This is a genomic window from Stenotrophomonas sp. STEN225 (assembly GCF_056756445.1).
Genome location: NZ_JBRRBV010000003.1, coordinates 123,352 through 148,140, shown reverse-complemented (window position 1 = coordinate 148,140; position 24,789 = coordinate 123,352). Strand labels below are relative to the sequence as shown.

The window sequence follows — 24,789 nt, the reverse complement described above, 5'->3', positions numbered from 1 at the left end:
CGCGCCTGCTCCCTCACCGCAGTAGTGCCGGCCTCTGGCCGGCCATCGAAATCACAGAGCCCGCCATGAGCCGCAAGCACGCCTTCCAGTTCCTCGATCTGCCCCGCACCATGCCGCAGCGCATTCCGGTTGAACTGCGCACCTCCGGCGACTGGGGCGAGCTGTACGGAAAGTTCGGCAAGGAGGATGCGCAGTACCAGGCCGGGCGCTGCCTGGACTGCGGCAACCCTTACTGCAGCTGGAAATGCCCGGTACACAACGCCATTCCACAGTGGCTGCAGCTGGTGCAGGAGAACCGCATCCACGAGGCCGCCACGCTGTGCCACAGCACCAACCCGCTGCCGGAAGTGTGCGGCCGGGTCTGCCCGCAGGATCGCCTGTGCGAAGGCAGCTGCACCCTGGAGGAATTCGGTGCGGTGACCATCGGTGCGGTGGAGAAGTACATCGTCGATACAGCACTCGCCAGCGGCTGGCGTCCGGACCTGGGTGCCGTGCAGCCCACCGGCCACAGCGTGGCGGTGATCGGTGCCGGTCCGGCGGGTCTGGCCTGTGCCGATCGCCTGGCCCGGGCCGGCATCACCGCCGTGGTGTACGACCGCTACGAGCAGATCGGCGGCCTGCTGCAGTTCGGCATCCCCAGCTTCAAGCTGGACAAGGACGTCATCCATCGTCGCCGCGAGGTGCTCGAAGGGATGGGCGTGCAGTTCCGCCTGGGCGTGGAGATCGGCCGCGACATCAGCGTGCAGCAGCTGCTGGACAGCCACGACGCGGTGTTCGTCGGCACCGGGGCCTACCGCTACACCGACGGCGGCCTGCCGGGCCAGGACCTGAAGGGGGTGCTGCCGGCCCTGCCGTTCCTGGTGCAGAACAGCCGCATCGTCGGCGGCGATGACCCGCAGGGTCGGCCGATCGCCGGCTGGGAGGACCAGATCGCCCTGCCCGACCTCAACGGCAAGCGCGTGGTCGTGCTCGGCGGCGGCGACACCGGCATGGACTGCGTGCGCAGCGCGGTGCGGCTGGGCGCGGCCAAGGTCACCTGCGCCTACCGTCGCGATGAGGCCAACATGCCCGGCAGCGCGCGTGAAGTGGCCAATGCGCGCGAGGAAGGCGTGCGCTTCCTGTTCAACCGGCAGCCGCTGTCCATCGAAGCCGGCGCCGACGACGAAGCGATCGGCGTGACCGTGGTTGAAACCCGGTTGGGTGAGGCCGACGCCCAAGGACGCCGCAACGCGGTGCCGATCGAGGGCAGCGAGTCGCTGCTGGAGGCGGACGTGGTCATCATCGCCTTCGGTTTCGCGCCGAGCGTTCCGGCCTGGCTGGCCGAACACGGTGTGCAGGGCCAGGCGAACGGTCGCATCGTTGCCGGCGGCAAGGACCGGCTGCCCTTCCAGACCGCGCATCCGCGCCTGTTCGCCGGCGGTGATGCGGTACGCGGCGCCGACCTGGTGGTAACCGCTGTGGCTGAAGGCCGCGACGCCGCTGCCAGCATCGTCCGTCTACTGTCCAACTGAGCCGGGTTCCATTGCCGGCAGTACGTCGGCCAGCGTCGCGCGCAACCCCTGGGTGTCGACCGGCTTGGCCAGGAACCGGTCGATGCCGGCGGCACGACAGGCCTCGCGCGTGCTCTCCAGCACGCTGGCCGTCAGCGCGATGATCGGCACCCGTGCACGCGAAGGGCACGGGTCTTCGCGGATCGCACGCGCCAGCGCGAACCCGTCCATGCCGGGCATGTGGCAATCGGTAACGACAACATCGAAGCCCTGCGCCCGCCATGCCGCCAGCGCCTGCAGGCCATCGGCGGTGGCGTGCACCTGCAGGCCCAGCTCGCGCAGCCGCTGCACCAGCAGTTGCAGGTTGGTCGGGTGGTCCTCGGCCACCAGCACCCGTGCCGCAGGCAGTCGCGCGACCACCTCGGCCATGGCCGGCACCGCCTCCAGTGGCGCCAGGCAGCTGGCGAACTCCAGGTCGAACCAGATGCGCGTGCCCTTGCCCGGCGAGCTTTGCAGCTGCAGCTCGCCGCCCATCGAGGCCACCAGGTCCCGGCAGATGGCCAGGCCCAGGCCGCTGCCGCCGAACCGGCGCCCCGTCGACGGCTCGGCCTGGGTGTAATCGGCGAACACGGCCTGCTGCCGCTCGGGACTGATGCCTACGCCACTGTCGCTCACCTGCAGGCGCAGGCATTGTCCTGCCGCCTGCGTCCGCAGCACCCGCAGCCGCAGTTCCACACCGCCGTGCAGGGTGAACTTCAGTGCGTTGCCCACCAGGTTGAACAGGACCTGGCGCACGCGCAGGCCATCGGCCAGCAGCCACCGCTGCAGCGCAGGATCAAGCACGCACCGCAGGTGCAACGCACGGCTGGCCGCCATCGGTGCCAGCAGCTGCTGCACGGCCGTGGCCAGCGCACCCATGTCGGTGGCACGCAGCTGCAACGGCAGCGCCTGCAACCGATGACTGTCGAGCACATCATCGAGAATCTGCCGCAGCATCTGCGCGGCCACATCGACGGTGGACAGGACCTGCCGCTGGCACGGGTCCAGGGGGCTGTCCGCCAGGCATTCGAGCATGCCCAGCAGCGTGCTCATCGGTGTGCGGATCTGGTGGCTCATGGTGGCCAGGAAGTGCGTCTTCGCCGCTGCAGTCTCTTCGGCCTGATGGCGTGCCCCGGCCAGGGCACGGGTGCGTGCCTGCGCCTGGCTGACGTCCATCCAGTAGCCACTCCACTCGATGTCGTCGCTCTCGCCCGGCAACGGCCTGCCATGCGAACGGATCCAGCGCCAGCCATGGGGACCCAGCGTGCGGAAGGTGATGTCGATCGGCGCACGGGCCCGCGCTGCGGCTTCCAGATGATCCAGCACCGGCTTGCGATCGTCGACATGCACCGCCGCCATGAGCCGGCGATGGTCCAGCCGCACACTGTCCAGGCTCATGCCGAACAGCGACTGCACGTCGCCGGCGACCAGCGGCAGGCTGTAGTCGCCCTCGCCGCTGCGGCGCGCCCGGTAGACCACCGCAGGCAGGTTGGCGGTCACTTCCTGCAGTCGCTGTTCCAGCGCGCGGCGCTGGCTGCTTTCGCGATGCAGCCTCCAGTAGCCGAAGGCATACACCAGGATCAGCGCCAGCGCGACCAGCAGCACCGGCACCAGCCAGCGCAACGGCGACCGTGCGGGCGGCGCGCGTGCTCCGCTGGGCGCCCACGCCGCGCGGAGCGCGGCCCGCTGCGCGTCGTCCAGTTCGTGCAGCACGGTGTCGAAGGCGGCGACGGTGGCCGCACAGGCCGGCGCAGTCGCCAGTACCCAGGCATCATCGAAGCCGGCCGGCGCGGCGATCACCAGGGCATCGCTGCCGGGCCTGCGCAATGCGGATTCCACCTCGCCCAGTGTGGCAACCACCGCGTCGACCTGGCCGATGGCCAGCAGCTGCAGCGCATGATCGAGCGCGTCGACCTGCAGCAGCCATGCGCCCGGCGCCTGCTCACGCAGGTGGGCCGCCAGTGGCACCGTGTCGAGGCTGGCGACGCGACGGCCGCGCAGACCGCCCAGTCCCTGCAGTGGCGTGTCGTTGCGACGGCGCACGATCACCTGTGACAGCTGCAGGTAGGGCCTGCTCACGACCCAGCCGTCGGGCACCTGCTCGCGCGGCCATCCCAGCACGGCCTGGGTACCGGCCGGCAGCGCCCCGGCCGCGCCGGCCGCGGCGGGAAGCGGATGTGGACGCAGCGCGATCTGCTCGCCCAGCCGCCGCAGGTAGTCGGCAACCAGGCCGCCGGGCTGGCCCTGCGCGCTGAAGGACAGTGGCGGGCGGTCACTGGGCCAGGCCACGACCAGGGGCATGTCGCACCCGTCGGCACGCGTGATCATGGGCCACAGCAACAGGGCAGGCAGCACGATGCGGGATCGCAGCCACGGGCAGGAGCGTGCAATGGATGCGGCCGCAGGGCCGGCGGCATTCACGATGGGCATCCTCGAATCGCAGGCGGAGACGACGGCCGCGCAGCGGTACCGCTCTGCCTGCCACGCTAGCGACGCACGGCACAGCAACAATGAGGAAAGTTGCAAAGCGCGCAGAATTGGCCATTCGCGACATAAACTGCCGCTTCTACCAGCCCACGGAGCGTTCGATGCGTATCGGCCTGGCCGCCAACCGGCTCCACCACCAGGATGCGCGCGCCGCCCTGTTCCGCTGGCTGCGTGCCTGCGAACCGGGCCTGCGCGAACTGGGCATAACGCTGCACGCTGTCGGCCGCACCCATGATGCGATCGGGCGCCACGGCTTCCTCGACGGCTATGCCGGCCTCCATCGCTATCCCTACGGCCGCGAGGGCGGGCTGATGAAGCTGGTCGCGGAGGTGGTCGGCATGGGCCCGCAGCGCACGCTCGACGGTGCCATCTATCTGATCGATCCGGTCGATCCGTCCTCGGTGTTTCCCGAAGCGACCGCGCTCAAGCGGCAGTGCGTGATCCACGGCAAACCTTTCATTTCCACGGTAGCCACCGCACGCGACTGGATCGAGGTGGAGCGCGTGCACGCCGGCCTGCAGGCCGACGCCGGTGCCGACGATCTGCACGCCTTCGGTACCCAGACCCTGGCACTGATCGCGCATGATGCGATGAAGCCGGCGATGCTCGCCTTCGCCGACGAGCACTTCGACGTGCTGGCACGCTTCGGCGAGCGGGTGGCGACCGGGACCACCGGTCAGCGCCTCAACGAGCTGGCATGGAGCCGCGGCTGGCCCAGCGACACGCCCTGGGTGACGCGCTACCAGAGCGGACCGATGGGGGGCGATGCGCAGATCGCCGACCGCGTGCTGGAGGGCCGTTGCCAGCGCGCCATCTTCTTCGAGGACCCGCACGTGGCACGCCAGCACGAGGCAGACATCCAGCTGCTGGAACGCGCGGTGACCACGGTGACCGACCAGGCGGTGTGCATCACGGCTCCGGTGGTGGCGGCGCGCTGGGCGACGGCTGCCGCCCGGCGCGCTGGGTCACAGCGCTGACCACCTGCGCAGCTACGCCGGGCGCGCATCGATCGGCATGACCGCCGCACCCGTGGGAGAGGGTGCCGGGCCGCGGCGGCCATGCACGGGTGTCAGGCGGCCATGTCCAGTACCACGCGCCCGTCGATGGTGCCCGCGCGCATGCGGGCAAACACCTCGTTGATGTTTTCCAGGCGGTCGGTGCTGACCGTGGCCGCGACCTTGCCCTCGGCGGCGAACTGCAGCGACTCCTGCAGATCCAGCCGCGTGCCGACGATCGAACCGCGCACCGTCACGCCATTGAGGACCATGCCGAAGATGTCCAGTGGGAAGTTGCCCGGTGGCAGTCCGTTGAGCGAGACCGTGCCGCCCCGCCGGACCATGCCCAGCGCCTGCTCGAAGGCCTTGGGCGATACCGCGGTGACCAGCGCCCCGTGTGCGCCACCGATCTCCTTCTTCAGGAATGCTGCCGGATCGGTCGTGCGCGCGTTGACCGTGACCTGCGCGCCCAGCCGCCGCGCGAGTGCCAGCTTGCTGTCCTCCACGTCGATGGCAGCCACGTTCAGGCCCATCGCACGCGCGTACTGCACCGCCATGTGGCCCAGGCCACCGATGCCGGAGATCGCCACCCAGTCACCGGGCTTCGTGTCCGTCACCTTCAGGCCCTTGTAGACCGTCACGCCGGCGCACAGCACCGGCGCGATCTCGACGAAGCCCACCTCCTTCGGAAGCAGGCCGACATAGTTGGCATCGGCCAGTGCGAACTCGGCGAAGCCGCCGTTGACCGAGTAGCCGGTGTTGCGCTGCGTCTCGCACAGCGTTTCCCAGCCGCCCAGGCAGTGTTCGCAATGGCCACACGCCGAGTACAACCAGGGGATGCCGACCCTGTCGCCTTCCTTGACATGCCCGACCCCGCCGCCCACGGCCACGATGTGCCCCACGCCCTCGTGGCCGGGGATGAACGGCGGGTCCGGTTTCACCGGCCAGTCGCCCTCGGCGGCGTGCAGGTCGGTGTGGCAGACACCGCAGGCTTCGATCCTGACCAACACCTCGCCCGCCCCCGGGCGTGGTACCGGAACTTCCTCGATGACCAGTGGGCTGCCGAACTCGCGAACGACAGCGGCCTTCATGGTTCTGTTCATGGGTTTTCCTCCGTCGTGCGCTTGCAGACAGAGTGACGCCGGCACGAGGCCGGCGCTTTGATCCCGATCAAATCCTGGAAGATTGCCTGCCGGTTCAGCCCGCCAGCACGGACGCCTCGCGTGCCAGGCGTTCGATCGCGCCCCAGTCGCGGGTCTGCAGCAAGGCCGCCGTGGTCAGCCATGAACCCCCCACGCACAGCACGTTCGGCAGGTGCAGGAACTGCGCCGCGGTCTGGGCACTGATGCCACCGGTCGGGCAGAAGCGCACGTCGGCGAAGGGGCCGTGCCAGGCCGCCAGCAGTGCCGCGCCGCCGGCCTGCACCGCGGGGAAGAACTTGAAGGTATCCAGGCCATGCTCGAGGCCAAGGATCAGCTCGGACCCCGTGGCCACGCCCGGCAGATACGGCAGGTCGGCATCGCGCGCGGCCGCGTACAGCGTCGGCGTTGCGCCCGGCGACACCGCGAAGCGCGCACCTGCGGCCCTGGCCGCCTCCATCTGCGCGGGCGTCAGCACCGTTCCGGCCCCCACCACCGCGTCGGGTACGGCCTCGACCATTGCCCGGATGGCATCCATCGCACGGGGTGTGCGCAGGGTGACCTCGATCACCGGCAGACCGCCCCGGAACAGCGCCTGCGCCACCTGCACGGCATCGTCGACATCATCGGGGGTGAACACCGGAATCACCGGTGCCAGTTTCAGTACCGCGCGAACGCGCGGATCAGCGCCGGACATCGAATCGCTCCTCGCCCATCTGGGCCAGCACGTCAGCTTCGCTGACAGGATTGAAATCGCCGGGGATGGAATGCTTCAGTCCGCCGGCAGCCAGGCCGAAACGCACGGTGGCGTCGGCATCGAAGCCTGACAGGATGCCATGCAGGATGCCTGCCGCGAAGGCATCGCCGCCGCCGATGCGATCGATGATGCCGGTCAGCTGCCGCACGGGCGCCTGCGCACGCACGCCCTCGCGGCCCAGCAGCAGGGCGCCCAGCGCATGATGGTCCACGCTCAGCGCCTGCCGTTGCGTGCATGCCAGCCATTGCAGCCGCGGGAACGCGGCGAATGCCGCCGCTGCGGCAGCGTCCACGCGCTCCACGGCGCCGGCCTGGGTAAAGCGCTGGCCCAGGATCACTTCGATATCGCGGTAGTCGGCGAACACGATGTCAGCCTGGTCGAACAGGGCATGCAGGATCGCCTGCGCGTCGCCGCCCCAGCGCTGCCACAGCGTGGGCCGGAAATTGCCGTCGAAGGAAACGCGCACGCCACTGGCACGCGCGGCGCATGCCGCCGCCAGCGTCGCCTCGGCCACCTGCGGCCCCAGCGCAGGGCTGACGCCGGACAGGTGCAGCCAGTCCGCGCCCTGCAGCAGCGCCGGCCAGTCATGATCGGCTGCAGTGCTGCGCGCGAAGGCTGAATCGGCCCGGTCGTACACCACCTCGCTGGCACGTTGCACCGCGCCGGTGGTGAGGAAGTACAGGCCCATGCGACCGTCCGCCACCTCGCGCACCGCCCGCGTATCGACGCCATGGCGGCGCAGTTCACCCAGTGCGTGCGCCCCCAGGGCATTGCCGGGCACCGTGCTGACCATGGCCACGTCATGTCCGAATCGGGACAGCGAGACACCCACGTTTGCTTCCGCCCCGCCCACGTGCACCTGCAGCTGCGGCGACTGCAGCAGCAGCTCGCGACCGGGCGCGCCGAGCCGCAGCAGCAGTTCCCCGAAACATACGATACGCCCCATCTCCACTCCTCCCCGCTTGCCGCCAGCATGTGAAACTGCACGGCGTGAATGTGTACCACGCGTCGGCGCGGCGTTTGGCCATCGGTGTCATTCTAGCCTTCCGATGCGCCCCACGCACCCGTAGGAACTGACGGAAGCATTGTCCTGCAAGCCTCTTGGAGACATTTCAGATCTGTTGCGGTGCAAGATGCCGGATCCGGGACGTGCTGCTAACGTCCGCTCTGACCAGCGGTGTCATCACGCTGAAACAGCCGCAGCACCAGACCTTTGGGAGAGGGGAAAGGCATGCAGTCTCGGAACCACCAAAAAAAGACACCGGTTACCTTGCTCGCTATGGCCGTCGGACTGGCCCTGGCGGCCAATGCGACCGCCCAGCAGCAGAGCAGCGCCGCCGGCGCCACGGACCTGGATACGGTCACCGTCACCGGCTACCGCGCCAGCGTGGAGAAGGCGCTGGACATCAAGCGTGGCGAGGCCGGCGTGGTCGACGCCATCGTCGCCGAGGACATCGGCAAGTTCCCGGATCTGAACCTGGCCGAGTCGTTGCAGCGCATCCCGGGTGTGGTCATCACCCGCGAGGCCGGCGAGGGCCGCAACATCTCGGTGCGCGGCCTCGGCCCGGATTTCACCCGCGTGCGCATCAACGGCATGGAGGCGCTGACCACCGTCGGCGCCGGTGATCAGAGCGGTGGTACCAACCGCGGCCGTGGCTTCGACTTCAATGTCTTCGCCTCCGACCTGTTCTCGCAGCTGGTGGTGCGCAAGACCGCTTCGGCCGATGTCGAAGAAGGCTCGCTGGGCGCCACCGTCGATCTGCGCACGGCGAGGCCGTTCGACTATGACGGCTTCACCTTCGCCGCCAGCGGCCAGGCCGGCTACAACGCGATGGCGGAGAAGGCCGACCCGCGCATGGCCGCGCTGGTGTCGAACATCTTCGCCGACGGTACGTTCGGCGCCCTGCTGTCGGTGGCCTACTCCGAGCGCCAGGCGCTGGAGGAGGGCTCCAACACGGGCCGCTGGGCCAACGGCCCGAGCAACGGCAACTTCAGTGCCTCGTCCCCGTTCACCGCCGCGCGCAGTGCCGACGTCTACCACCCGCGCTTCCCGCGCTACGTGCAGATGGAACATGAGCAGAAGCGCCTGGGCGTGACCGGTACGCTGCAGTGGAAGCCCAGCGACGCGACCGAGATCTCGCTGGACGCGCTGTACTCGAAAATCGATGCCACCCGCGACGAGCACTACATCGAGGCGATTTCCTTCAGCCGCGGTGCCAACACCAGCCAGCCACGCCTGGCCGGCAAGCCGTCGATGATCGTCAGGAACGGCGTCATCGAGAACAACGCGCTGGTCTACGGCGAGTTCGACAACGTCGACATCCGCAGCGAGAACCGCCACGACGAGTGGAGCACCGAGTTCAAGCAGATCAGCCTCAACGGCCAGCACCGCTTCAGCGACGACTTCACCCTGTCCGGCAAGCTGGGGGTCTCGCGGTCCCGGCATGAGAACCCGGTGCAGACCACCATCATCATGGACAAGTACGACGTCGACGGCTACAGCTACGACTACCGGGGCAACAACCGCTCGCCGATCCTCAACTACGGCATCGATCCCACCGATCCCAACGGCTGGGAACTGGCGGAGATCCGCCTGCGACCGCAGTACGTGGACAATGATTTCGATACCGGCCAGATCGACTTCAACTGGAACATCAGCCCCGGCTTCCGCCTCAAGGGTGGCGTGCTGGCCAAGGATTACACGTTCAAGACCACCGAACTGCGCCGTGGCAGCGAGCTGGCCGTGCCCACCTTCGCCGATGGCAGCAGGATCGTTCCGGTGGACATGACCACACAGGCCGGGCTGAAGGGCATCAGCGGCAATCCCTCGAACTGGGTGGTGCCGGATCTGGACGCCGTCGCCGATCAGTTCGACATCTACAGCAACAGCGGCATCTACGCCGTCGCACCGCGCGCCAACAACGTGCGCAGCGTGGAAGAGAAGGATCGCGGTGCCTACCTGATGGGTGAGTTCTCCACCGAGATCGGCTCGCTGCCGCTGTCCGGCAACGTCGGCGTACGCTATGTGCGCACCAAGCAGTCCTCCACCGGGCTGTCGACGCTGGCCAGTGGCACCACGTCCACCACCGCCACCCGCACCTACGACGACACCCTGCCCTCGTTCAACCTGGTTGCCGAAGTCACCCCCGATTTCCTGATCCGCCTGGGTGCGGCCAAGGTGATGACCCGACCCGGCCTGGGCAGCCTGACGCCGGGTGCCACTGTGGCCGTGGCCGGTGGCGCACGCACCATCTCCAGCGGCAACCCCAACCTGGATCCGACCCGCGCGACCAATGTCGATCTGAGTTTCGAGTGGTACTTCGCCGAAGGCGCCATGGCCGGCCTTGGCCTGTTCTACAAGGACATCGAAACCTCCGTACAGACGCTGCGCGAGAATCGGCCGTACACCGACAGCGGCCTGCCTGCCGAACTGCTGATCGGCACCGGCGCATCGCCGACCGATGAGTTCACCTTCACCCGTCCGGTCAACACCCCGGGTGGCGAGCTGTTCGGCGCAGAAGCGAACTACACCCAGCCCTTCACCTTCCTGCCGGGCAAGTGGGCCAACCTCGGTCTGCAGCTGAACTACACCTGGGTGGATTCGAAGATCCAGTACATCAACTCGGCCGGTCAGCCGGTGATGAAGAACGATCTGCTGGGCCTGTCCAACACCTCGTGGAACGCGACCCTGTTCTACGAAGGCACCACCTTCTCCGGGCGCATCTCGGCCACCAACCGCGATGACTACCTGACCCAGGTGCCGGGCCAGGAAACCGGCTTCAATCTGGACGGCTACCACGGCATGACCGGTACCACGGTCATCGATGCGTCGATCCGTTACCGGATCAGTGACCAGCTGGAACTGAGCCTGGAAGGCGTGAACCTGACCAACGAAGCGTCCGATGAGTGGGTGTATTCGCCCGCGACCGGCCGCCTGCCGTTGCAGTACACCGAGACCGGCCGTCAGTTCCTGCTCGGCGTGCGCTACAAGTTCTGAGCAGCGCCGGCGATGCGCCGACCGGTGCATCGCCGTTCGCCACGACCGCTGCTGCGCCGCAAGGTGCCGTGGCGGCGTGGCCTTGCTACGGTCCGGCGGCCCTACGCCGGCTGTCGCCCGTTGAAAGGAAACATCTGATGCCGCATCGCTCGACCCTGTCCCGCTGCCTGCTGCTGGCAGTGGCCCTGGCTGCTGGCCCTGCGACAGCTGCCGATGGCCCAACCCTGCTGTTCCACGTCGACGCCAACCAGGGCCTGCAGGCCACCGTGGCGCACGGCGAGGCGATACCGAACTTCCGCGACAGGGTGGCGGTGGTCGATGACGGTGTACGCGGCAAGGCCATCCAATGGCAGGACGATGGCGTCCTGGCGTGGGATGCGCCGGGCAACATCCTGGCCCAGCGCGGCACCCTGGCCTTCGATTGGCGGGCGCGGTACGCGGTGGGCGAAGCCCCGTTCGTGATCTTCCGCGTCGGCTATGCCGATCACAGCAGCTGGGACATGGCGTGGCTGCGCATCGACTGGAACGGCCACGGTTTCGATGCGTTCGTCACCGATGCCAATCTTGCCCGCACCCGCGTCTCGTTCCGCATGGACACGCCGCCACGCGCGGACCAGTGGCTGCATCTGGCCTTCGCCTGGGACGAGGACCAGGGTGTACGCCTGTTCATCGATGGACGCGAAGTGGCCCGCGCGCAGACCACCGGCGACTACGATGCCGCGCTGGACCAGCTTGGCCTGGCCGGTCGGGTGATGGCACCGTACCAGGTACAGAGCCGTTACAACTTCCTGCGCGGCAGCGATTTCCAGCACATCCGCATCTACGACCGCATGCTCGATGCGCCGGCCGTGGCGGCGCTGGCCCGTGGCGTTACGCCCACCACCGCCGAGGTTCCCGAGGCAGGCCTGCGTGCCTGGCGCCATCGCTTCGGCTGGGACGGCACCGCACCACCGGCGCTGACCGCGCCGACCACCCGCATCCGCAAGGTCGAATTCGCCGACACCCGCGACCTGAAGGCGTGGATGTGGAAGGCCACCGACGGCATCGCCGAGACCACATGGCCCGGCGTCTACAACCGCTCGCGGCTGCCCGGACGCAACGACTACTTCCAGCTGCCGGACTGGAACACCTACGTGGAGGGTGGAAAGCACCTGGACCTGACGCTGCCGGACGGCGAGACGGTCAACCGCATCGAGATCCGCGGCGCGGCCTTCGGCACGCTGGCACATGGCAGCGACGCCGCGCACGCCACCCGCACCCTGTTCACCCGCCCGCGCGGCGTGGTGCGCAGCGTCGATCCGATCCCGTCCCTCAGCGGCGGCGTGCTGCGCTTCAGCAACGTCGAGCAGGAAACGCCGATCCAGGAAATCTGGGCCTACGCCGTGAGCGAGGGCAGCGAGCCGGACGGCACGGTCAAGCAGACCTACACGATCGACAGCCAGGCGCTGCCTGACTACACCAATCTGGATGCCCTGCGCCGCTACATCGACGGTCGCTATCCCGAGGCCGAACGCAGCACGGTGATGGCGCTGCCCAAGGGGGCCGGCTCACGCCGCCGCGATGCCGTTACCCTGCCCGCGCAGCCGCGCCCGATCGTGCACGTGCTCATTCCTTCCGGGGTAGGCGATGCGCCGCCCGACCAGCCGCTGATCCGCAGCTGGGCCTACAGCTGGGAGAACATGCACGACGGCCTGGACGGCGTTGCCATCGATCTTCCCGCGCTGGATCTGGCGGCCACGCATGAAGGCCTGATTCCGCTCAACATCCGCATCAAGGACCCGATCTGGCCGGCGCGCGACATGATCGACGTGTCGGTCTCGGTGCAGCCGGGACAGAAGCGCACCCTGTGGCTGGACCTGCGCGACCGCATCCTCACCCCTGACAGCCTGTGGTTGAGCATCGCCTCGGCCGCCCCCGGCTTCGATGCCCGGGTGCTCGATGGCGCGCAGATCCGGCTGGTGTTCAAGCCGCGCGCGGAAGCGCTGAAGGAGCACGTGGCCGACCGCTTCAACCAGGTGCGCGACAACTGGGGATTCCTGGTGGAGGAGCACACCACCTCCAAACGACAGCGCCTGTATGCGCGCGTCTACGCCGACCTGAGCGACCTGCTGCGGGTCGATCCGGACCACGCACTGGGGCGGCAGTACTGGAACTACATCAGCTACAACAGCCAGGGCCGGCCGCCCTACTCCGCACCGGCGGTGCCCGCCGGTGTGCCGGCCTGGGCCTTCCACCAGGTGCAGGACCTCGCACAGGTGCGTCGCTTCGTCGACTGGTGGATCGACCATCGCCAGGTGCCCTACGGCGACTTCGGCGGCGGCATCTCCGATGATTCCGATCTCACCCAGCAGTGGCCGGGCCTGGCGCTGATGGGCGTGCAGCCGGACCGCCTCAATGCCTCGCTCACCGCCCTGTCCGATGCGGTGTATCGCAATGGCATGTTCAGCAACGGCCTGAGCACCATCGAAACCGATGAGCTGCATGCCTACGAAGAGGGCATCAACACCAACAGCGCGATGCTGTACCTCAACTGGGGTGATCCGCTGACGCTGGAACGGCTGATGGAGACGGTCAAGGCATTCGACGAGCGGATCATCCTGCCCAATCCGCAGGGACACCTGCTGTTCTCCAGCAACTGGTTCGGCGGCAACAGGATCTACCGCGAACCGAACTGGCAATGGCAGAAGCCTTATTCGTTCCCGGTGCTGCACCCCGCGTTCCTGCTGGGCCAGTACAACGCCGATCCGACCGGGCGCCGGCTGGTGACCGGCCTGGCCGACAGCTATCTCGCCCATGCCGGCACGGACGCGAAAGGACGCTTCACCCTGCCCAACGAGATCCACTGGGCCACCGGCGCCACCCGCGGCGGTGAACTCAACGACGGTTCCGGCGGCGGCGACACGCTGCATACCTTCTGGGCCGCCTGGCGCTGGACCGGCGATGCGAAGTACCTGCAGGCGCTGGACTATCGCGTGGCACGCGGGGGACCGGGCGCGCTGGCCAATCTCGGCGAGAACATCGTCGAGGTGCTGGGACGCCAGCAGGACTGGTATCCGCAGCTGACTGCCGAAGCCGACGCCGGAAAGACCGGTTTCGCCAGCCTGATGGCCTGGCAGGCCAGTGGTGACCTGAAGTACATCGATGCACTGCATGCCGAAGGACTGCAGGCAAAGGTGCTGCGGGCCTACATGAACACCGAGGGCCACTGGTGGTCCGATCGCGTGGAAGCACCCAGCGAGTTCCTGCAGCGTGCCCGGCTGGGGGGCATCGCGCTCAAGCGCAACCAGAGCTGGCCCGGGCATACGGTCAGCTGGCGCTTCGATCGCGACGGTGCCGCCGAACAGGTTGCACTGCTGGTGCACGCGCCCTCGCGCGAGCGCTTCACCATCACCAGCCACAATCTGGGTAACCGCACCATCAGTGCCGACATGACCGGCTGGAACGTTGCCAGCGGCACGTGGCGCATCCGTGCCGGCGTGGATGCCGATGGAGATGGACGCATCGATGGCACGCCGACGGAGCGCACGGTGCGGCTGGAAACCAGCAGCGCGGTGCCGATGCAGTTCCGTCCCGGGCGCACGGAACTGTTCGAGTTCGAGCGCGTTGTCGCCGGCAGCCCGGTGGAAACACGCGCCGACCTGGGCGTCGGCCGCGGTGATGTGCAGGTGGACGGCCAGCGTGTGCGGGTGACCGTGCACAGCCTGGGCCACGTGGCCACCGGCGCGGGCGTGGCGATCCTGGAAGACACCACGGGCCGTGAGATCGCGCGTACCGATGTGCCCGCGATGGCGGCACCCGATGACCTGGAACCGAAGACCACCCACGTGACACTGATGATCCCCGCCGGTCATCGGGGTGGCCTGCGAGTGCGCGTGGCCCTCGCTGACGGTGGCGAGGAAGTGACCCTGCTCAACAACGTCGTGGAGGTGCCGCGCTGAACGCGGCGGCCGGCGCGGGCTATGCCGCGTCGGTCTCCATCCGCTTCACCCGTCGCTGGTACCAGTCATCGCCCAGCGGCTCGAACACCGCGCTGCGCTCCATCACGCCCTGGTAGACGTGCAGCGACACGGCCACGTCGGCATCGCTGGCATTGCGCAGCGTGTGGTATTCATGCGGGGGAATCAGGCTGCCGGCGCTGCCGCGCTGGCCGTACAGCGTCGGCTGCGCGGCAAAGCGGTGGCGAGTGCCCTTCCGCTCCAGCAGCGCATACGGCGTGACCAGCAGTTCGCCCTGCCAGACGCCTTCCACGCACCACATCGCATCGTGATCGTGCAGCGGCGTACCCTGCCCCGGGCCCCAACACATGGCGATGACGCTGTACCCCAGGGTCCGGCTGCGGTGCAGTTCACGACGTGCGTAGTGACCACGCACCGGTCGCCGTACACACGGCGGCAGCTGTATCGAAGGATCGGTGATGGCATCACGCAGCACGCGCTGCAGGCCCTCGGTGATCGCGTGCGGATCCGCCAGTGCTACCGCACCATCAATGGCGGCAAGCAGGCGCTCCCGGCCGGCGAACGGCAGTGGCGTGAACGTGTCTCCCATGACCCGACTCTAGCCGAGCGGAGTTAACAGAATGTTTGTGCTGCGGTGTCATCACTGCGTGCCGCGCTGCACGAAAGGCACTTTTCCGTAGAGCGCGCGCTCGCCTGCGCGCGGATCGTCAACCGCGCGACTGGTGCGATCGAACAGCATTGTCCGCCGTTGCGGCAGCGTATAAGGGGCCCATTGCGACAATCCGGCGTGATTGGGGTCGCCACTGCGGGCGAAGGCGATCAAGGCCTCGCTCATGGTCGCCGCCAGCGCACGGGCATCATCGCCACCCCCGGTGCGCGCGCCCGGCAACCCTGCGTTGTCAAAGACCAGCGGGATGTCCAGCGTATGGAAAGCACGCAGGCGCCCCTCCTCCACCGGCGACCCCCAGTCCAGCTGGTACGCCCAGGTCGGTGCTGCGCCCGCGGGCTGGCGCGCCCGCGCTTCCAGTTCCTCCACCGCTCCGCGCCAGCTGCGGCCAGCCGTGGTTGCAGCAAAAAACACTTCGGACGGCGTGTAGTGCGGATACAGGCGGCGATACTCGGCGATCACGGTCTCCGGCCGCAGATCGACGAACTGCTGTCGTTCGAGCTGTGCCGGCAATGTTTCCCAGGTCAGGGCGAAGTTGGCGGGATCGTTGCCGAGGAACGCGCGGGTCTCGTCGCGGGTGTTGCCGATCACCATCGGAATCGCCGCCGACTGCTGCGGCGCCTGTGGCCAGAACGGATGCACCGGCAGCACCACATCGTCCAGCACCGGGCCGAAGTACAGCGACGTGCTTTCCACGCGCGAGGGATCACGCGCACGGGTGGCTTCCAGCAATACGTCGACCGGCAGGTCCAGCAGGGCCTGCACATCACGTGCAGCAACGGCCTGCATCGCGATCGCAGCCCGCTGCGCGGCCGCGCGCGGTCCGGCAGCGGTGACCTGCTGGCCACTCATCGTCCACGCGCGGTGGAACAGCCCTCGGGCCGCAGGCATCGCCATCAGCGTGGCGATCTTGGCGCCCCCGCCGGACTGCCCGAACACCGTGATGTTCGCCGCGTCGCCACCGAAGACCGCCGCGTGCTGCCGCACCCACTGCAGCGCCTGTACCAGGTCGAGCTGGCCGACGTTGCCCGAGGCGGCGTAGCGCGGATCGCCCAACGCCCCCAGGTAGAGATAGCCGAACGTGTTCAGGCGATGATTGAGGGTGACCACCACCACATCGCCGCGGCGGCACAGCGCAGCGCCGTCGTACAGCGGATCACTGCCGGACCCGTTGTTGAATCCACCGCCGTGAACGTACACCAGCACCGGCCTGCGTCCACCGTCGCCGAGCGCGGGTGTCCACACATTGAGGAACAGGCAGTCCTCGCTGCCGGGCCCTTCGCTGCCGCCCTGCGGTGCGGCCGGACCGTACTCCAGTGCATCGGCGATGCCGCGCCAGGCAGCTTCATGCCGCGGCGGCTGGAAGCGGTGGCGAGCGGTATCGGCACCATAGCGGAGGCCACGGAACACCAGAACCCCGTGCTCGCGCTGGCCACGCACACGTCCGCCACGGACCCGGGCCAATGGCAGGCGGTCGTCGCGGACACCCGGCACGCTGGCCAGCGTTGGCAATGCAGTGAAGGCAGCCGTAGCGGACGCGGTGGCCAGGGCCCAGCGGGCGCTGTCACGCAGGAACCGCCGGCGCTGCAGGTCGGCCGGCGCATCGTTCATCGCGCGTCCTCCGCAGGGCCCAGCCAGCGTTGCGCGAGCAGCGGCCAGAGTGCCAGCGTCGACCGCGCGGGGATGTCCATGCCAAAGCCGTGGCCGCCATGGGCGAAGACGTGCAGTTCGTGCTCGACACCCGCACCCGCCAGTGCCTGCGCCATGAGTTCACTGTTGCGCACCGACACCACGGCGTCGTCGGCGGCGTGGACCAGCAGCGTCGGCGGCATGTCGCCGCGTACCCGCTGCTGCATCGAATAGTCTGCCTGCAGCGAGCTACCCGGATGCTCGCCCAGCAGGCGGGCGCGCGAGCCGCTGTGCGCATGCGCGCCCATGTCGATCACCGGGTAGACCAGCACGGCACGGCTCGGGCGGGCGCTCAGCCTGTCGAGGTCATCCCGTGCGGGATGGACGGCGATGTCGAAGCCGGTGGCCAGCCGCGCCGCGACGTGGCCGCCCGCCGAGAAGCCCATCACCGCCACGTCGTTCGCGTCCAGTCCGCGCCGTCGCGCCTGGTCGCGCACCACCCGCAGCGCGCGCTGCGCGTCGGCAAGCGCGGCCTGGCGGTCGCGCCCCGGCTGCGGCAGGCGGTAGCGCAGGACGAACAGGGTGTAGCCGGCGCCGTCCACCCAGAACGGAACCAGCGCGCTGCCCTCCTTGTCGATCACCACCCGCTGGTAGCCGCCGCCGGGGATCACCAGCAGGGCCCGGCCGTTCGGTCGGGCGGGTGTGTACACCTGCAGAGAGGGCGCGTCGATCTGGTCGGCGTAGCGGTCCGGGCGTGCAGGGTCCGCACTGCGCTCGACCACCCGCGTCGGACGTGCGGGGCCGGGTTCGCCCGGCACTGCGCCTGCCGGCCACAACGGCAGCTGCTCGCCGGGCAACGCCTGGGCCACACGCTCGCCTTCGCGCAACGACGTGTCGACCGCGCAGGCGGGCGCCGCCGGCAGCAGGAGGGACAGGCACAGCAACACGATGGGCAGACGCATGACTGACGGGGCTCCAACAGGACAGGACAGGGCGCTGGCGGCGTCGGCAAAGACGGCGTGATGCGCTGCCGCTTGCGTGATGACACCGGTTTACCATATACACGTCCTGCAGACGCTGTCGATAGGCAGCGCAACAACGCCAGAGGGAGACGTTCTTGAGCAACGAACACGGCACACATGGGGACACGCCGCCGGCCGATGCGGCCGCGATTGCCCAGGCCTTCACCACCGCACGCCTTGCGGGCCAGGCACTGGAGGCGTTCCCGGGCGACATCCCGGCGGACCTGGTCGCGGCCTACCAGGTCCAGGACCTGGCCATCGCCCGCTGGAACCAGCCGGTGGTCGGCTGGAAGGTCGGCTACATCGCTGCCGAACGCCGCGATGCGTCCGGGGACGAACGGCTGCTGGGCCCGATCTTCAAGCCTCAGCTCAAAAATGCTACCGGTGGAACAACGGATGTTCCGGTGTTCGTCGGCGGTTTCGCCGCGATCGAGGCCGAGTACGTGCTGGAACTGCTGGAGGATGCCCCCGCCGACCAGCTGCACTGGTCGCCGGAACAGGCTGAAGCGTTGCCGGCCCGCCTGTACCTCGGTGTCGAGGTTGCCAGCAGCCCGCTGGCAACGATCAACGAGCTGGGCCCGCGCGTGGTGGTATCCGACTTCGGCAACAACAACGGCCTCGTGCTGGGGCCGGAGATCGGCAACTGGACGTCCCTCGATGAGTCGGCGTTGCGCGCCGAGACCCTGATCGAGGGTGAAGTGGTCGGGGTCGGCGGCGCGAGCCGCCTGCCCGGTGGCCTGCGCGCGGCATACGCGTTCGCGTTGTCCCGTTCCGCGCTTCGCGGCCGGCCCCTGCGGCGTGGCGACCTGATCGCCACCGGCAATGCGACCGGCATCCACGACATCCAGGCAGGACAAACGGCGCTGGTGCGCTTCGCCGGCTTCGGCGAGATTGCCTGCAGGGCCGTGCCGGCCGGGTAAGCCGCGGCACGAACCAGTGAACACGCGCGGGAGGGCGCAGATGATCACACGACGACATTTCCTGGCCGGTGGCGCCACTGCACTTGCCACTCCCCTGCTCGCCGCCTGTGGCCGCGGGCCGGGCCCTGACGCAGCCGGCGGCCAACTGCTGACGGCGACCGATGTGCACGTGGCCGATTACCCCACCGTGACAGCGGTGAAGTGGATCGGCGAGACCCTGCAGCGTGAGACCCAGGGACGCCTGCGTCTGCGCCAGTACCACTCGGGCCAGCTCGGCCGCGAGTCCGAAGCGATCGACATGGCCCGCTTCGGCGCCATCGACATCACCCGTGTCTATGCGGGCGCGCTGAACAACGCGTTTCCGCTGACCCAGGCGCTGTGCCTGCCCTACGTGTTCGAATCGGTGGCGCATCAGCGGGCAGCGCTTGATGGCGGCGTGGCCGATGCCGTGCTGCGCGGCTTCGAACGCCGCGACCTGGTCGGCCTGGCCATCTACGATTCCGGTGCGCGCTGCTTCTACAACACCCGGCATCCGATCACGCAGCCCGGTGACCTGCACGGACTGAAGCTGCGCGTCGCATCATCGGACATCTTCATCCAGCTGATGCGGCTGCTCGGCGCCAACCCGACGCCGATGTCGCTGGGCGATACGTTCTCCGGCATGGAGACGCACATGATCGACGGTGCCGAGAACAACATGCGCAGCTTCCACTCCAGCCGTCACTTCGAGGCTGCGCACTACTGGTCGCAGAGCGATCACTCCTATGCACCGGACGTGCTGCTGATGTCACGCGCCAGTTTCGAGCGGCTGCAGCCGGATGACCGCCAGCTGCTGCTGGAGACCGCACGTGCGTCGGTGAAGGTGATGCGCGACCAGTGGGATGCCTCCGAGGATGCGGCACGACGCGCGGTGCTGGCGTACGGCGTGAAGGCCAACGAGGTCGACATGCCGGCGTTCCGCGCCGCCGCGCAGCCCCTGCTGCAGCAGTACCTGCAGCACGCGGAAATCGCCGCGCTGGTCGATCGCATCCGCGGTGCAGCCTGAGGACACAGCCATGACCGAAACGACGACATTTTCCCCACCCGGCCCCGGGCAGCGCCTGCTGGACCGCATCGCCGACATTGCCATCTACACCGCCGTGGCGGCCCTGCTGGGGCTGGTGGTGGTGCAGGGCTGGCAGGTCTTCGCGCGCTATGTGATCAACGATTCCCCGAGCTGGACCGAGCCGGTGACCCTGCTGCTGCTCAGCACCGCGATGAGCCTGGGCGCGGCCTGTGGCGTGCACACCAACCGCCACTTCGGCTTCTTCCTGCTGCATGCCTACATGGCGCCGGCGCTGCGCCGCGCTGTGGACGTGCTGGTGCAGCTGGTAGTGGCCGTGCTGGGCGCGTTCATTGCAGTGTGGTCGGCCGAGCTTCTTCTCGACGGCCTGGACATCAAGACCGCCGGTGCCGAGCTTCCGCAGAGCATCAACTACCTGCCGCTGGCGCTGGGCGGCGTGCTGATGGTGGTGTTCGCGCTGAACCGTGCGTGGAAGGCCACGCAGTCCACGCCGGCAGACGCTGCCGCCGATGACGCTGAAGGAGATCGTTGATCCATGGGTATCGCCATTCTGTTCTCGGTGTTCGCGGTGTTCCTGCTGCTGGGCGTGCCGGTGGCCTACGCGCTGGCTGCGGCCGCCCTTGCCACCCTGCTCTACCTGGACATCCCGTCCATCGTTCTGGTCCAGCAGATTTCGGCAGGCACCGGGTCCGCATCGCTGATCGCCATTCCACTGTTCATCTTCGCCGGCGAGATCATGATGCGCGGCGGCATCTCCGAGCGCCTGATCGCGCTGGCGTCCTCGCTGGTGGGGCGCCTGCGTGGCGGCCTGGGCCAGGTTTCGATCCTGTCTTCGCTGTTCTTCGGCGGCGTCTCCGGCTCGGCCATCGCGGATGTCTCGGCGGTGGGTGGCACGATGATTCCGCAGATGGTCAAGCGCGGCTATGACCGCGATTTCGCCGTCAATGTCAGCATCACCGCCGCCCTGGTCGCGCTGCTGGTTCCGCCCTCGCACAACCTGATCCTGTTCTCGGCCGCAGCCGGTGGCGGCCTCTCGATCGCCGATCTGTTCGCGGCCGGCATCGTTCCGGCACTGCTGATGACGCTGGCATTGATGATCACCGGCTACGTCGTCGCGCGCCGCCGCGGCTATGGCGTGGAGGTGTTCCCGGGCTGGCGCGCGGTGCTGCTGCGGATGATCTCCGCCCTGCCCGGCCTCGGTCTGGTCGCGCTGATCTTCGTCGGCATCCGCGCCGGCATCTTCACTGCGGTGGAAAGCGCGGCGATCGCCGTGGTGTACGCACTGCTGGTGACCACGGTGCTGTACCGGCAACTGCGCTGGCGCGAGTTCTTCGCCACGGTCGTCCACGCCGCACGCAGCACCGGCGTGATCCTGTTCGTGATCGCCACCGCTGCGGTATTCGGCTGGCTGCTGGCCTACCTGCAGGTGCCGGCGGCGGCGGTGGATTTCCTGCAGTCCTTCGCGCACAGCCAGTTCATGGTGCTGCTGATGATCGTGGTGATGCTGTTGCTGCTGGGAACCTTCATGGACCTGGCACCGATGATCCTGATCTGCACGCCGATCTTCCTGCCGGTGGCGCGCGCGTACGGCATCGATCCGATCCACTTCGGGCTGGTGCTGGTGCTGACCGGCGGCCTGGGCCTGGTGACACCGCCGGTGGGCTCGGTGCTGTTCATCGGTACCGCCATCGGCAAGATCAGCGTGGGCCAGAGCATGCGTACCATCTGGCCGTTCTGGTTCGCTGCGCTGGGCGTGCTGCTGGTGGTCACCTTCTTCCCTGCCCTGTCGCTGTGGCTGCCGGCCACGCTGCGCAGCTGAGCCGGAGACCGCTGCCATGCACCGTCCGCTTCGCCGCATCCCTGCCGTGGCCCTGGCCAGCCTGCTTCTGGCCGCGCTTCCGGCGCTGGCCTCCGGCCCGGCCTCACCAACCTGGGCACGTGGGCTGGAGAACCAGCGCCAGGCCGATCTCGGCGACGGCACCTACCTGAACCCGGTGCTGGCCGGCGACCGCCCCGATCCGTCGGTACTGAAGGACGGACAGGACTACTACCTGACCCTGTCCTCCTTCGACGCCTATCCCGGCCTGCCGATCTGGCATTCGCGGGATCTGGTCAACTGGCAGCCGCTGGGTCATGCCATCACCCGCAACGTGGGTGCGATCTGGGCACCGGACATCGTCAAGCACCAGGGTCGCTACTTCATCTACTTCCCGGCCCGGACCGGCGAACACCGCAGCAACTTCGTGGTGTGGGCCGATGACATCCGCGGGCCGTGGAGCGATCCGATCGACATCGGCCTGGGCGGCTACATCGACCCCGGCCATGCGGTGGGCGAGGACGGCAAGCGCTACCTGTTCCTCAGTGGAGGCGACTATGTGCAGCTGGCCGATGACGGGCTGAGCGTGGTCGGCACACCGAAGCATGTCTACGACGGCTGGCGCTATCCGCAGAGCTGGGATGTGGAGGCCTATGCGCAGGAAGGACCGAAGATCCACTTCCGCGAGGGCTGGTACTACATGACCACCGCCGTGGGAGGCACCGCCGGCCCACCCACCGGGCACATGGTGATCACTGCGCGCTCGCGCTCCATCCATGGGCCCTGGCAGAACGCACCGAACAATCCGATCACGCGCACGCAGTCGGCGGCCGAGCCGTGGTGGTCACGCGGCCATGCGACGGTGGTCGAAGGCACCGACGGTCGCTGGTGGATGATGTACCACGGGTATGAGAACGGCTTCTGGACCCTGGGCCGGCAGACCCTGCTGGACCCGATCGAGTGGACCGACGATGGCTGGTTCGTGGCCAGGGGCGGTGACCTCGGCCAACCGCTGCGCAAGCCTTCCGGAAGCGCCCTGGCACCGCACGGCATGGCGCTTTCGGATGATTTCCGCGGCGGCAGGCTCGGGCCACAGTGGGCGTTCTTCAACCCGGGCAGTGACGAGTACCGGCGCCTGCGCTTCAGCGGCGATGGGCTGGTGATGCAGGGCAAGGGCAGTGCGCCGCGCGATGCGTCTCCGCTGACCACCATCGCCGGCGATCCGGCCTACCAGTTCGAGGTGGAGCTGGAGGTAGCGCCAGGCGCAGTCGGCGGCGCGCTGCTGTTCTACAGCGACCGCCTCTATGTGGGCGTGGGCAGCAACGGCGAGCAGTTCATCATGCACCGTTACGGCGAGGAACGCCCTGCCCGCCTTGCGCCCAGCGACCGCGGCGGGCGGCTCTGGCTGCGCGTCACCAACAACCGCCATATCGTCACCTTCCATACCAGCATGGACGGCCGGACCTGGCAGAAGTACCCGGTTCAGATGGAAACCTCGGGTTACCATCACAATGTGGCTGGTAAGTTTCTCGCCCTGAAGCCGGCGCTGTACGCTGCCGGTGACGGTGCGGTGACCTTCCGCAGCTTCCGCTACCGCGCGCTGGACTGAGTGCGCGGCCGGAAATCCCCCGACTTACCTGGTCCATTACATGTCAGTGCGCAACAAGAATGATGCCGCCACGCCGGCATTGGCCAAAGGCAAGGCAGCCACGATCAACGACATCGCGCGACTGTCCGGAGTGTCCAAGAAAACGGTTTCAAGGATCATCAACAACTCACCGCTGGTGCGCAAGGACACGCGCGACAAGGTAGAGGCCCTGATGCGCGAGGTGGGCTATACGCCCGATCCGCTGGCGCGCGGCCTGGCCTTCCGTCGATCCTTCCTGATCGGCATGGTCTACGACAACCCCACCGCCCAGTACATCGTGGACATGCAGTACGGTGCACTCGACGCGCTGCGCGGTTCCAGCTTCGAGCTGGTCGTGCACCCCTGCGACAGCCGCAGCCCGGGCTACATCGACGGCGTGCGCCGCTTCGTGCAGCAGCAGAAGCTGCATGGGGTGATCCTGGTACCGCGTGCCTCCGAGGACCAGGCGCTGGCGGACATGCTGGATGAGATCGGCTGCCGCTTCACCCGCGTGGCCGCGCTGCCGCTGGACGAGAGTTCGCAGATGGTGGTCACCCACGATCGTGACGGCGCCGCCGAAGCGGCCGACTACCTGCTCTCGCTGGGCCACCGCGACATCGCCCTGGTGACCGGGCCCAGTGCCTATCGTTCGGCGCACGAGCGTACCGCCGGCTTCATCGATGCGCTGTCGCAGCGTGGCATCGAGCTGCCCAAGGACCGCATCATCGAGGCGGGCTACACCTTTGAATCGGGCGTGGCCGCCGCCGAGAAGCTGCTGCTGGGCAAGCGCCGGCCGACCGCGATCTTCACCGGGAACGATGAAATGGCGGCGGGCATCTACAAGGTGGCGCTGCGTGCAGGCATCAACATCCCGCGCCAGCTGTCCATCATCGGCTACGACGACAGCCCGCTGGCCTCGCGCCTGTGGCCGTCGCTGACCTCGGTACGGCGCCATACCCGCGATACCGGCCGCACCGCTGCGGCGATGCTGATCCAGCCCGACGGCCAGCCGGCGCTGCAGATCGCCAGCGTGCGCCCGCACCTGATCGTGCGCGACTCCTGCCAGCCGCCGGAGGACTGATCCGGCGGGGATCAGTCCGGTAGCCCGCAGGCCTGCCTGCGACTCCGTTGAAGCCGCCTCACCTTGCCGCGACCGTTGAGCGCTATCGTGCGGCGCAAAATGAC

17 protein-coding genes are annotated in these 24,789 nt (G+C 68.3%); 10 read left to right on the top strand and 7 right to left on the bottom strand.

From position 1 onward, the window contains the following. The first annotated feature begins 65 nt into the window (after positions 1–65). Positions 66–1,511: an FAD-dependent oxidoreductase gene (locus ACVOJ1_RS04645; protein WP_065182099.1), complete on the top strand. Its 1,446-nt coding sequence runs from the start codon at positions 66–68 to the stop codon at positions 1,509–1,511. Here ACVOJ1_RS04645 and ACVOJ1_RS04640 read toward each other — a convergent pair. Beyond that, positions 1,497–3,857, bottom strand: coding sequence for an ATP-binding protein (locus ACVOJ1_RS04640; RefSeq protein ID WP_346480069.1), 2,361 nt, complete (start codon positions 3,855–3,857; stop codon positions 1,497–1,499). The genes ACVOJ1_RS04645 and ACVOJ1_RS04640 overlap by 15 nt on opposite strands. A 260-nt stretch (positions 3,858–4,117) precedes the next feature. Here ACVOJ1_RS04640 and ACVOJ1_RS04635 point away from each other — a divergent pair, with 260 nt between their 5' ends. Then, complete coding sequence (locus ACVOJ1_RS04635) at positions 4,118–4,993, top strand: methylglyoxal synthase (RefSeq protein ID WP_065174107.1); 876 nt, start codon at positions 4,118–4,120, stop codon at positions 4,991–4,993. 92 nt (positions 4,994–5,085) lie between these two features. On the opposite strand, the gene adhP is transcribed toward ACVOJ1_RS04635, so the two are convergent. The 3 genes from adhP to ACVOJ1_RS04620 all read right to left on the bottom strand — a co-directional run bounded on the left by adhP (position 5,086) and on the right by ACVOJ1_RS04620 (position 7,853). Beyond that, complete coding sequence (gene adhP / locus ACVOJ1_RS04630; protein ID WP_053515992.1) at positions 5,086–6,114, bottom strand: alcohol dehydrogenase AdhP; 1,029 nt, start codon at positions 6,112–6,114, stop codon at positions 5,086–5,088. Between the two features lie 94 nt (positions 6,115–6,208). Next, a complete protein-coding gene (gene eda / locus ACVOJ1_RS04625) occupies positions 6,209–6,847 on the bottom strand; it encodes a bifunctional 4-hydroxy-2-oxoglutarate aldolase/2-dehydro-3-deoxy-phosphogluconate aldolase (RefSeq protein ID WP_065174105.1) in 639 nt (212 codons plus the stop codon). Further along, positions 6,834–7,853 (bottom strand): sugar kinase, encoded by a 1,020-nt coding sequence (locus ACVOJ1_RS04620; RefSeq protein ID WP_053515997.1) that lies wholly within the window; start codon positions 7,851–7,853, stop codon positions 6,834–6,836. The genes eda and ACVOJ1_RS04620 overlap by 14 nt, the downstream gene beginning before the upstream one ends. Positions 7,854–8,138: 285 nt before the next feature. Here ACVOJ1_RS04620 and ACVOJ1_RS04615 point away from each other — a divergent pair, with 285 nt between their 5' ends. Together ACVOJ1_RS04615 and ACVOJ1_RS04610 are read left to right on the top strand one after the other, a co-directional pair. After that, the gene (locus tag ACVOJ1_RS04615) at positions 8,139–10,904 is read left to right on the top strand and encodes a TonB-dependent receptor (RefSeq protein ID WP_065182101.1); all 2,766 of its coding nucleotides are present in this window, start codon (positions 8,139–8,141) and stop codon (positions 10,902–10,904) included. 137 nt (positions 10,905–11,041) lie between these two features. Beyond that, a complete protein-coding gene (locus ACVOJ1_RS04610; RefSeq protein WP_346480068.1) occupies positions 11,042–14,842 on the top strand; it encodes a LamG-like jellyroll fold domain-containing protein in 3,801 nt (1,266 codons plus the stop codon). 19 nt (positions 14,843–14,861) lie between these two features. On the opposite strand, the gene ACVOJ1_RS04605 is transcribed toward ACVOJ1_RS04610, so the two are convergent. The 3 genes from ACVOJ1_RS04605 to ACVOJ1_RS04595 are packed head-to-tail and all read right to left on the bottom strand — an operon-like array spanning position 14,862 to position 18,118. After that, positions 14,862–15,449 (bottom strand): cysteine dioxygenase family protein, encoded by a 588-nt coding sequence (locus tag ACVOJ1_RS04605; RefSeq protein WP_053516003.1) that lies wholly within the window; start codon positions 15,447–15,449, stop codon positions 14,862–14,864. A gap of 51 nt (positions 15,450–15,500) precedes the next feature. Further along, a complete protein-coding gene (locus ACVOJ1_RS04600) occupies positions 15,501–17,138 on the bottom strand; it encodes a carboxylesterase/lipase family protein (RefSeq protein ID WP_263176695.1) in 1,638 nt (545 codons plus the stop codon). Beyond that, entirely contained in the window at positions 17,135–18,118 is a 984-nt protein-coding gene (locus tag ACVOJ1_RS04595; protein ID WP_481558697.1) for an alpha/beta hydrolase, read from the bottom strand. The genes ACVOJ1_RS04600 and ACVOJ1_RS04595 overlap by 4 nt, the downstream gene beginning before the upstream one ends. A gap of 155 nt (positions 18,119–18,273) precedes the next feature. Between ACVOJ1_RS04595 and ACVOJ1_RS04590 the strand changes: the two genes are divergently transcribed. The 6 genes from ACVOJ1_RS04590 to ACVOJ1_RS04565 are packed head-to-tail and all read left to right on the top strand — an operon-like array spanning position 18,274 to position 24,685. Then, positions 18,274–19,098: a 2-keto-4-pentenoate hydratase gene (locus ACVOJ1_RS04590; RefSeq protein ID WP_346480067.1), complete on the top strand. Its 825-nt coding sequence runs from the start codon at positions 18,274–18,276 to the stop codon at positions 19,096–19,098. Between the two features lie 40 nt (positions 19,099–19,138). Then, positions 19,139–20,143 (top strand): TRAP transporter substrate-binding protein, encoded by a 1,005-nt coding sequence (locus ACVOJ1_RS04585; RefSeq protein ID WP_065182105.1) that lies wholly within the window; start codon positions 19,139–19,141, stop codon positions 20,141–20,143. 10 nt (positions 20,144–20,153) lie between these two features. After that, positions 20,154–20,693, top strand: coding sequence for a TRAP transporter small permease (locus ACVOJ1_RS04580; RefSeq protein WP_164151498.1), 540 nt, complete (start codon positions 20,154–20,156; stop codon positions 20,691–20,693). Positions 20,694–20,696: 3 nt separating this feature from the next. After that, positions 20,697–21,980 carry a TRAP transporter large permease gene (locus ACVOJ1_RS04575; RefSeq protein WP_065174099.1) on the top strand — a complete coding sequence of 428 codons (1,284 nt, stop codon included), beginning with the start codon at positions 20,697–20,699 and terminating at the stop codon, positions 21,978–21,980. A 16-nt stretch (positions 21,981–21,996) separates the two neighbouring features. Beyond that, positions 21,997–23,586 (top strand): family 43 glycosylhydrolase, encoded by a 1,590-nt coding sequence (locus ACVOJ1_RS04570; protein ID WP_346480066.1) that lies wholly within the window; start codon positions 21,997–21,999, stop codon positions 23,584–23,586. Between the two features lie 40 nt (positions 23,587–23,626). Continuing rightward, complete coding sequence (locus tag ACVOJ1_RS04565; protein WP_053516017.1) at positions 23,627–24,685, top strand: LacI family DNA-binding transcriptional regulator; 1,059 nt, start codon at positions 23,627–23,629, stop codon at positions 24,683–24,685. The last annotated feature ends 104 nt before the right edge of the window (positions 24,686–24,789 follow it).

Bases quoted from the DNA above. Each gene is read 5' to 3' on its own strand.
- ACVOJ1_RS04645 (WP_065182099.1), top strand. From the start codon at position 66: ATGAGCCGCAAGCACGCCTTCCAGTTCCTCGATCTGCCCCGCACCATG.
- ACVOJ1_RS04640 (WP_346480069.1), bottom strand. From the start codon at position 3,857: ATGATCACGCGTGCCGACGGGTGCGACATGCCCCTGGTCGTGGCCTGG.
- ACVOJ1_RS04635 (WP_065174107.1), top strand. From the start codon at position 4,118: ATGCGTATCGGCCTGGCCGCCAACCGGCTCCACCACCAGGATGCGCGC.
- adhP (WP_053515992.1), bottom strand. From the start codon at position 6,114: ATGAACAGAACCATGAAGGCCGCTGTCGTTCGCGAGTTCGGCAGCCCA.
- eda (WP_065174105.1), bottom strand. From the start codon at position 6,847: ATGTCCGGCGCTGATCCGCGCGTTCGCGCGGTACTGAAACTGGCACCG.
- ACVOJ1_RS04620 (WP_053515997.1), bottom strand. From the start codon at position 7,853: ATGGGGCGTATCGTATGTTTCGGGGAACTGCTGCTGCGGCTCGGCGCG.
- ACVOJ1_RS04615 (WP_065182101.1), top strand. From the start codon at position 8,139: ATGCAGTCTCGGAACCACCAAAAAAAGACACCGGTTACCTTGCTCGCT.
- ACVOJ1_RS04610 (WP_346480068.1), top strand. From the start codon at position 11,042: ATGCCGCATCGCTCGACCCTGTCCCGCTGCCTGCTGCTGGCAGTGGCC.
- ACVOJ1_RS04605 (WP_053516003.1), bottom strand. From the start codon at position 15,449: ATGGGAGACACGTTCACGCCACTGCCGTTCGCCGGCCGGGAGCGCCTG.
- ACVOJ1_RS04600 (WP_263176695.1), bottom strand. From the start codon at position 17,138: ATGAACGATGCGCCGGCCGACCTGCAGCGCCGGCGGTTCCTGCGTGAC.
- ACVOJ1_RS04595 (WP_481558697.1), bottom strand. From the start codon at position 18,118: ATGCGTCTGCCCATCGTGTTGCTGTGCCTGTCCCTCCTGCTGCCGGCG.
- ACVOJ1_RS04585 (WP_065182105.1), top strand. From the start codon at position 19,139: ATGATCACACGACGACATTTCCTGGCCGGTGGCGCCACTGCACTTGCC.
- ACVOJ1_RS04580 (WP_164151498.1), top strand. From the start codon at position 20,154: ATGACCGAAACGACGACATTTTCCCCACCCGGCCCCGGGCAGCGCCTG.
- ACVOJ1_RS04575 (WP_065174099.1), top strand. From the start codon at position 20,697: ATGGGTATCGCCATTCTGTTCTCGGTGTTCGCGGTGTTCCTGCTGCTG.
- ACVOJ1_RS04570 (WP_346480066.1), top strand. From the start codon at position 21,997: ATGCACCGTCCGCTTCGCCGCATCCCTGCCGTGGCCCTGGCCAGCCTG.
- ACVOJ1_RS04565 (WP_053516017.1), top strand. From the start codon at position 23,627: ATGTCAGTGCGCAACAAGAATGATGCCGCCACGCCGGCATTGGCCAAA.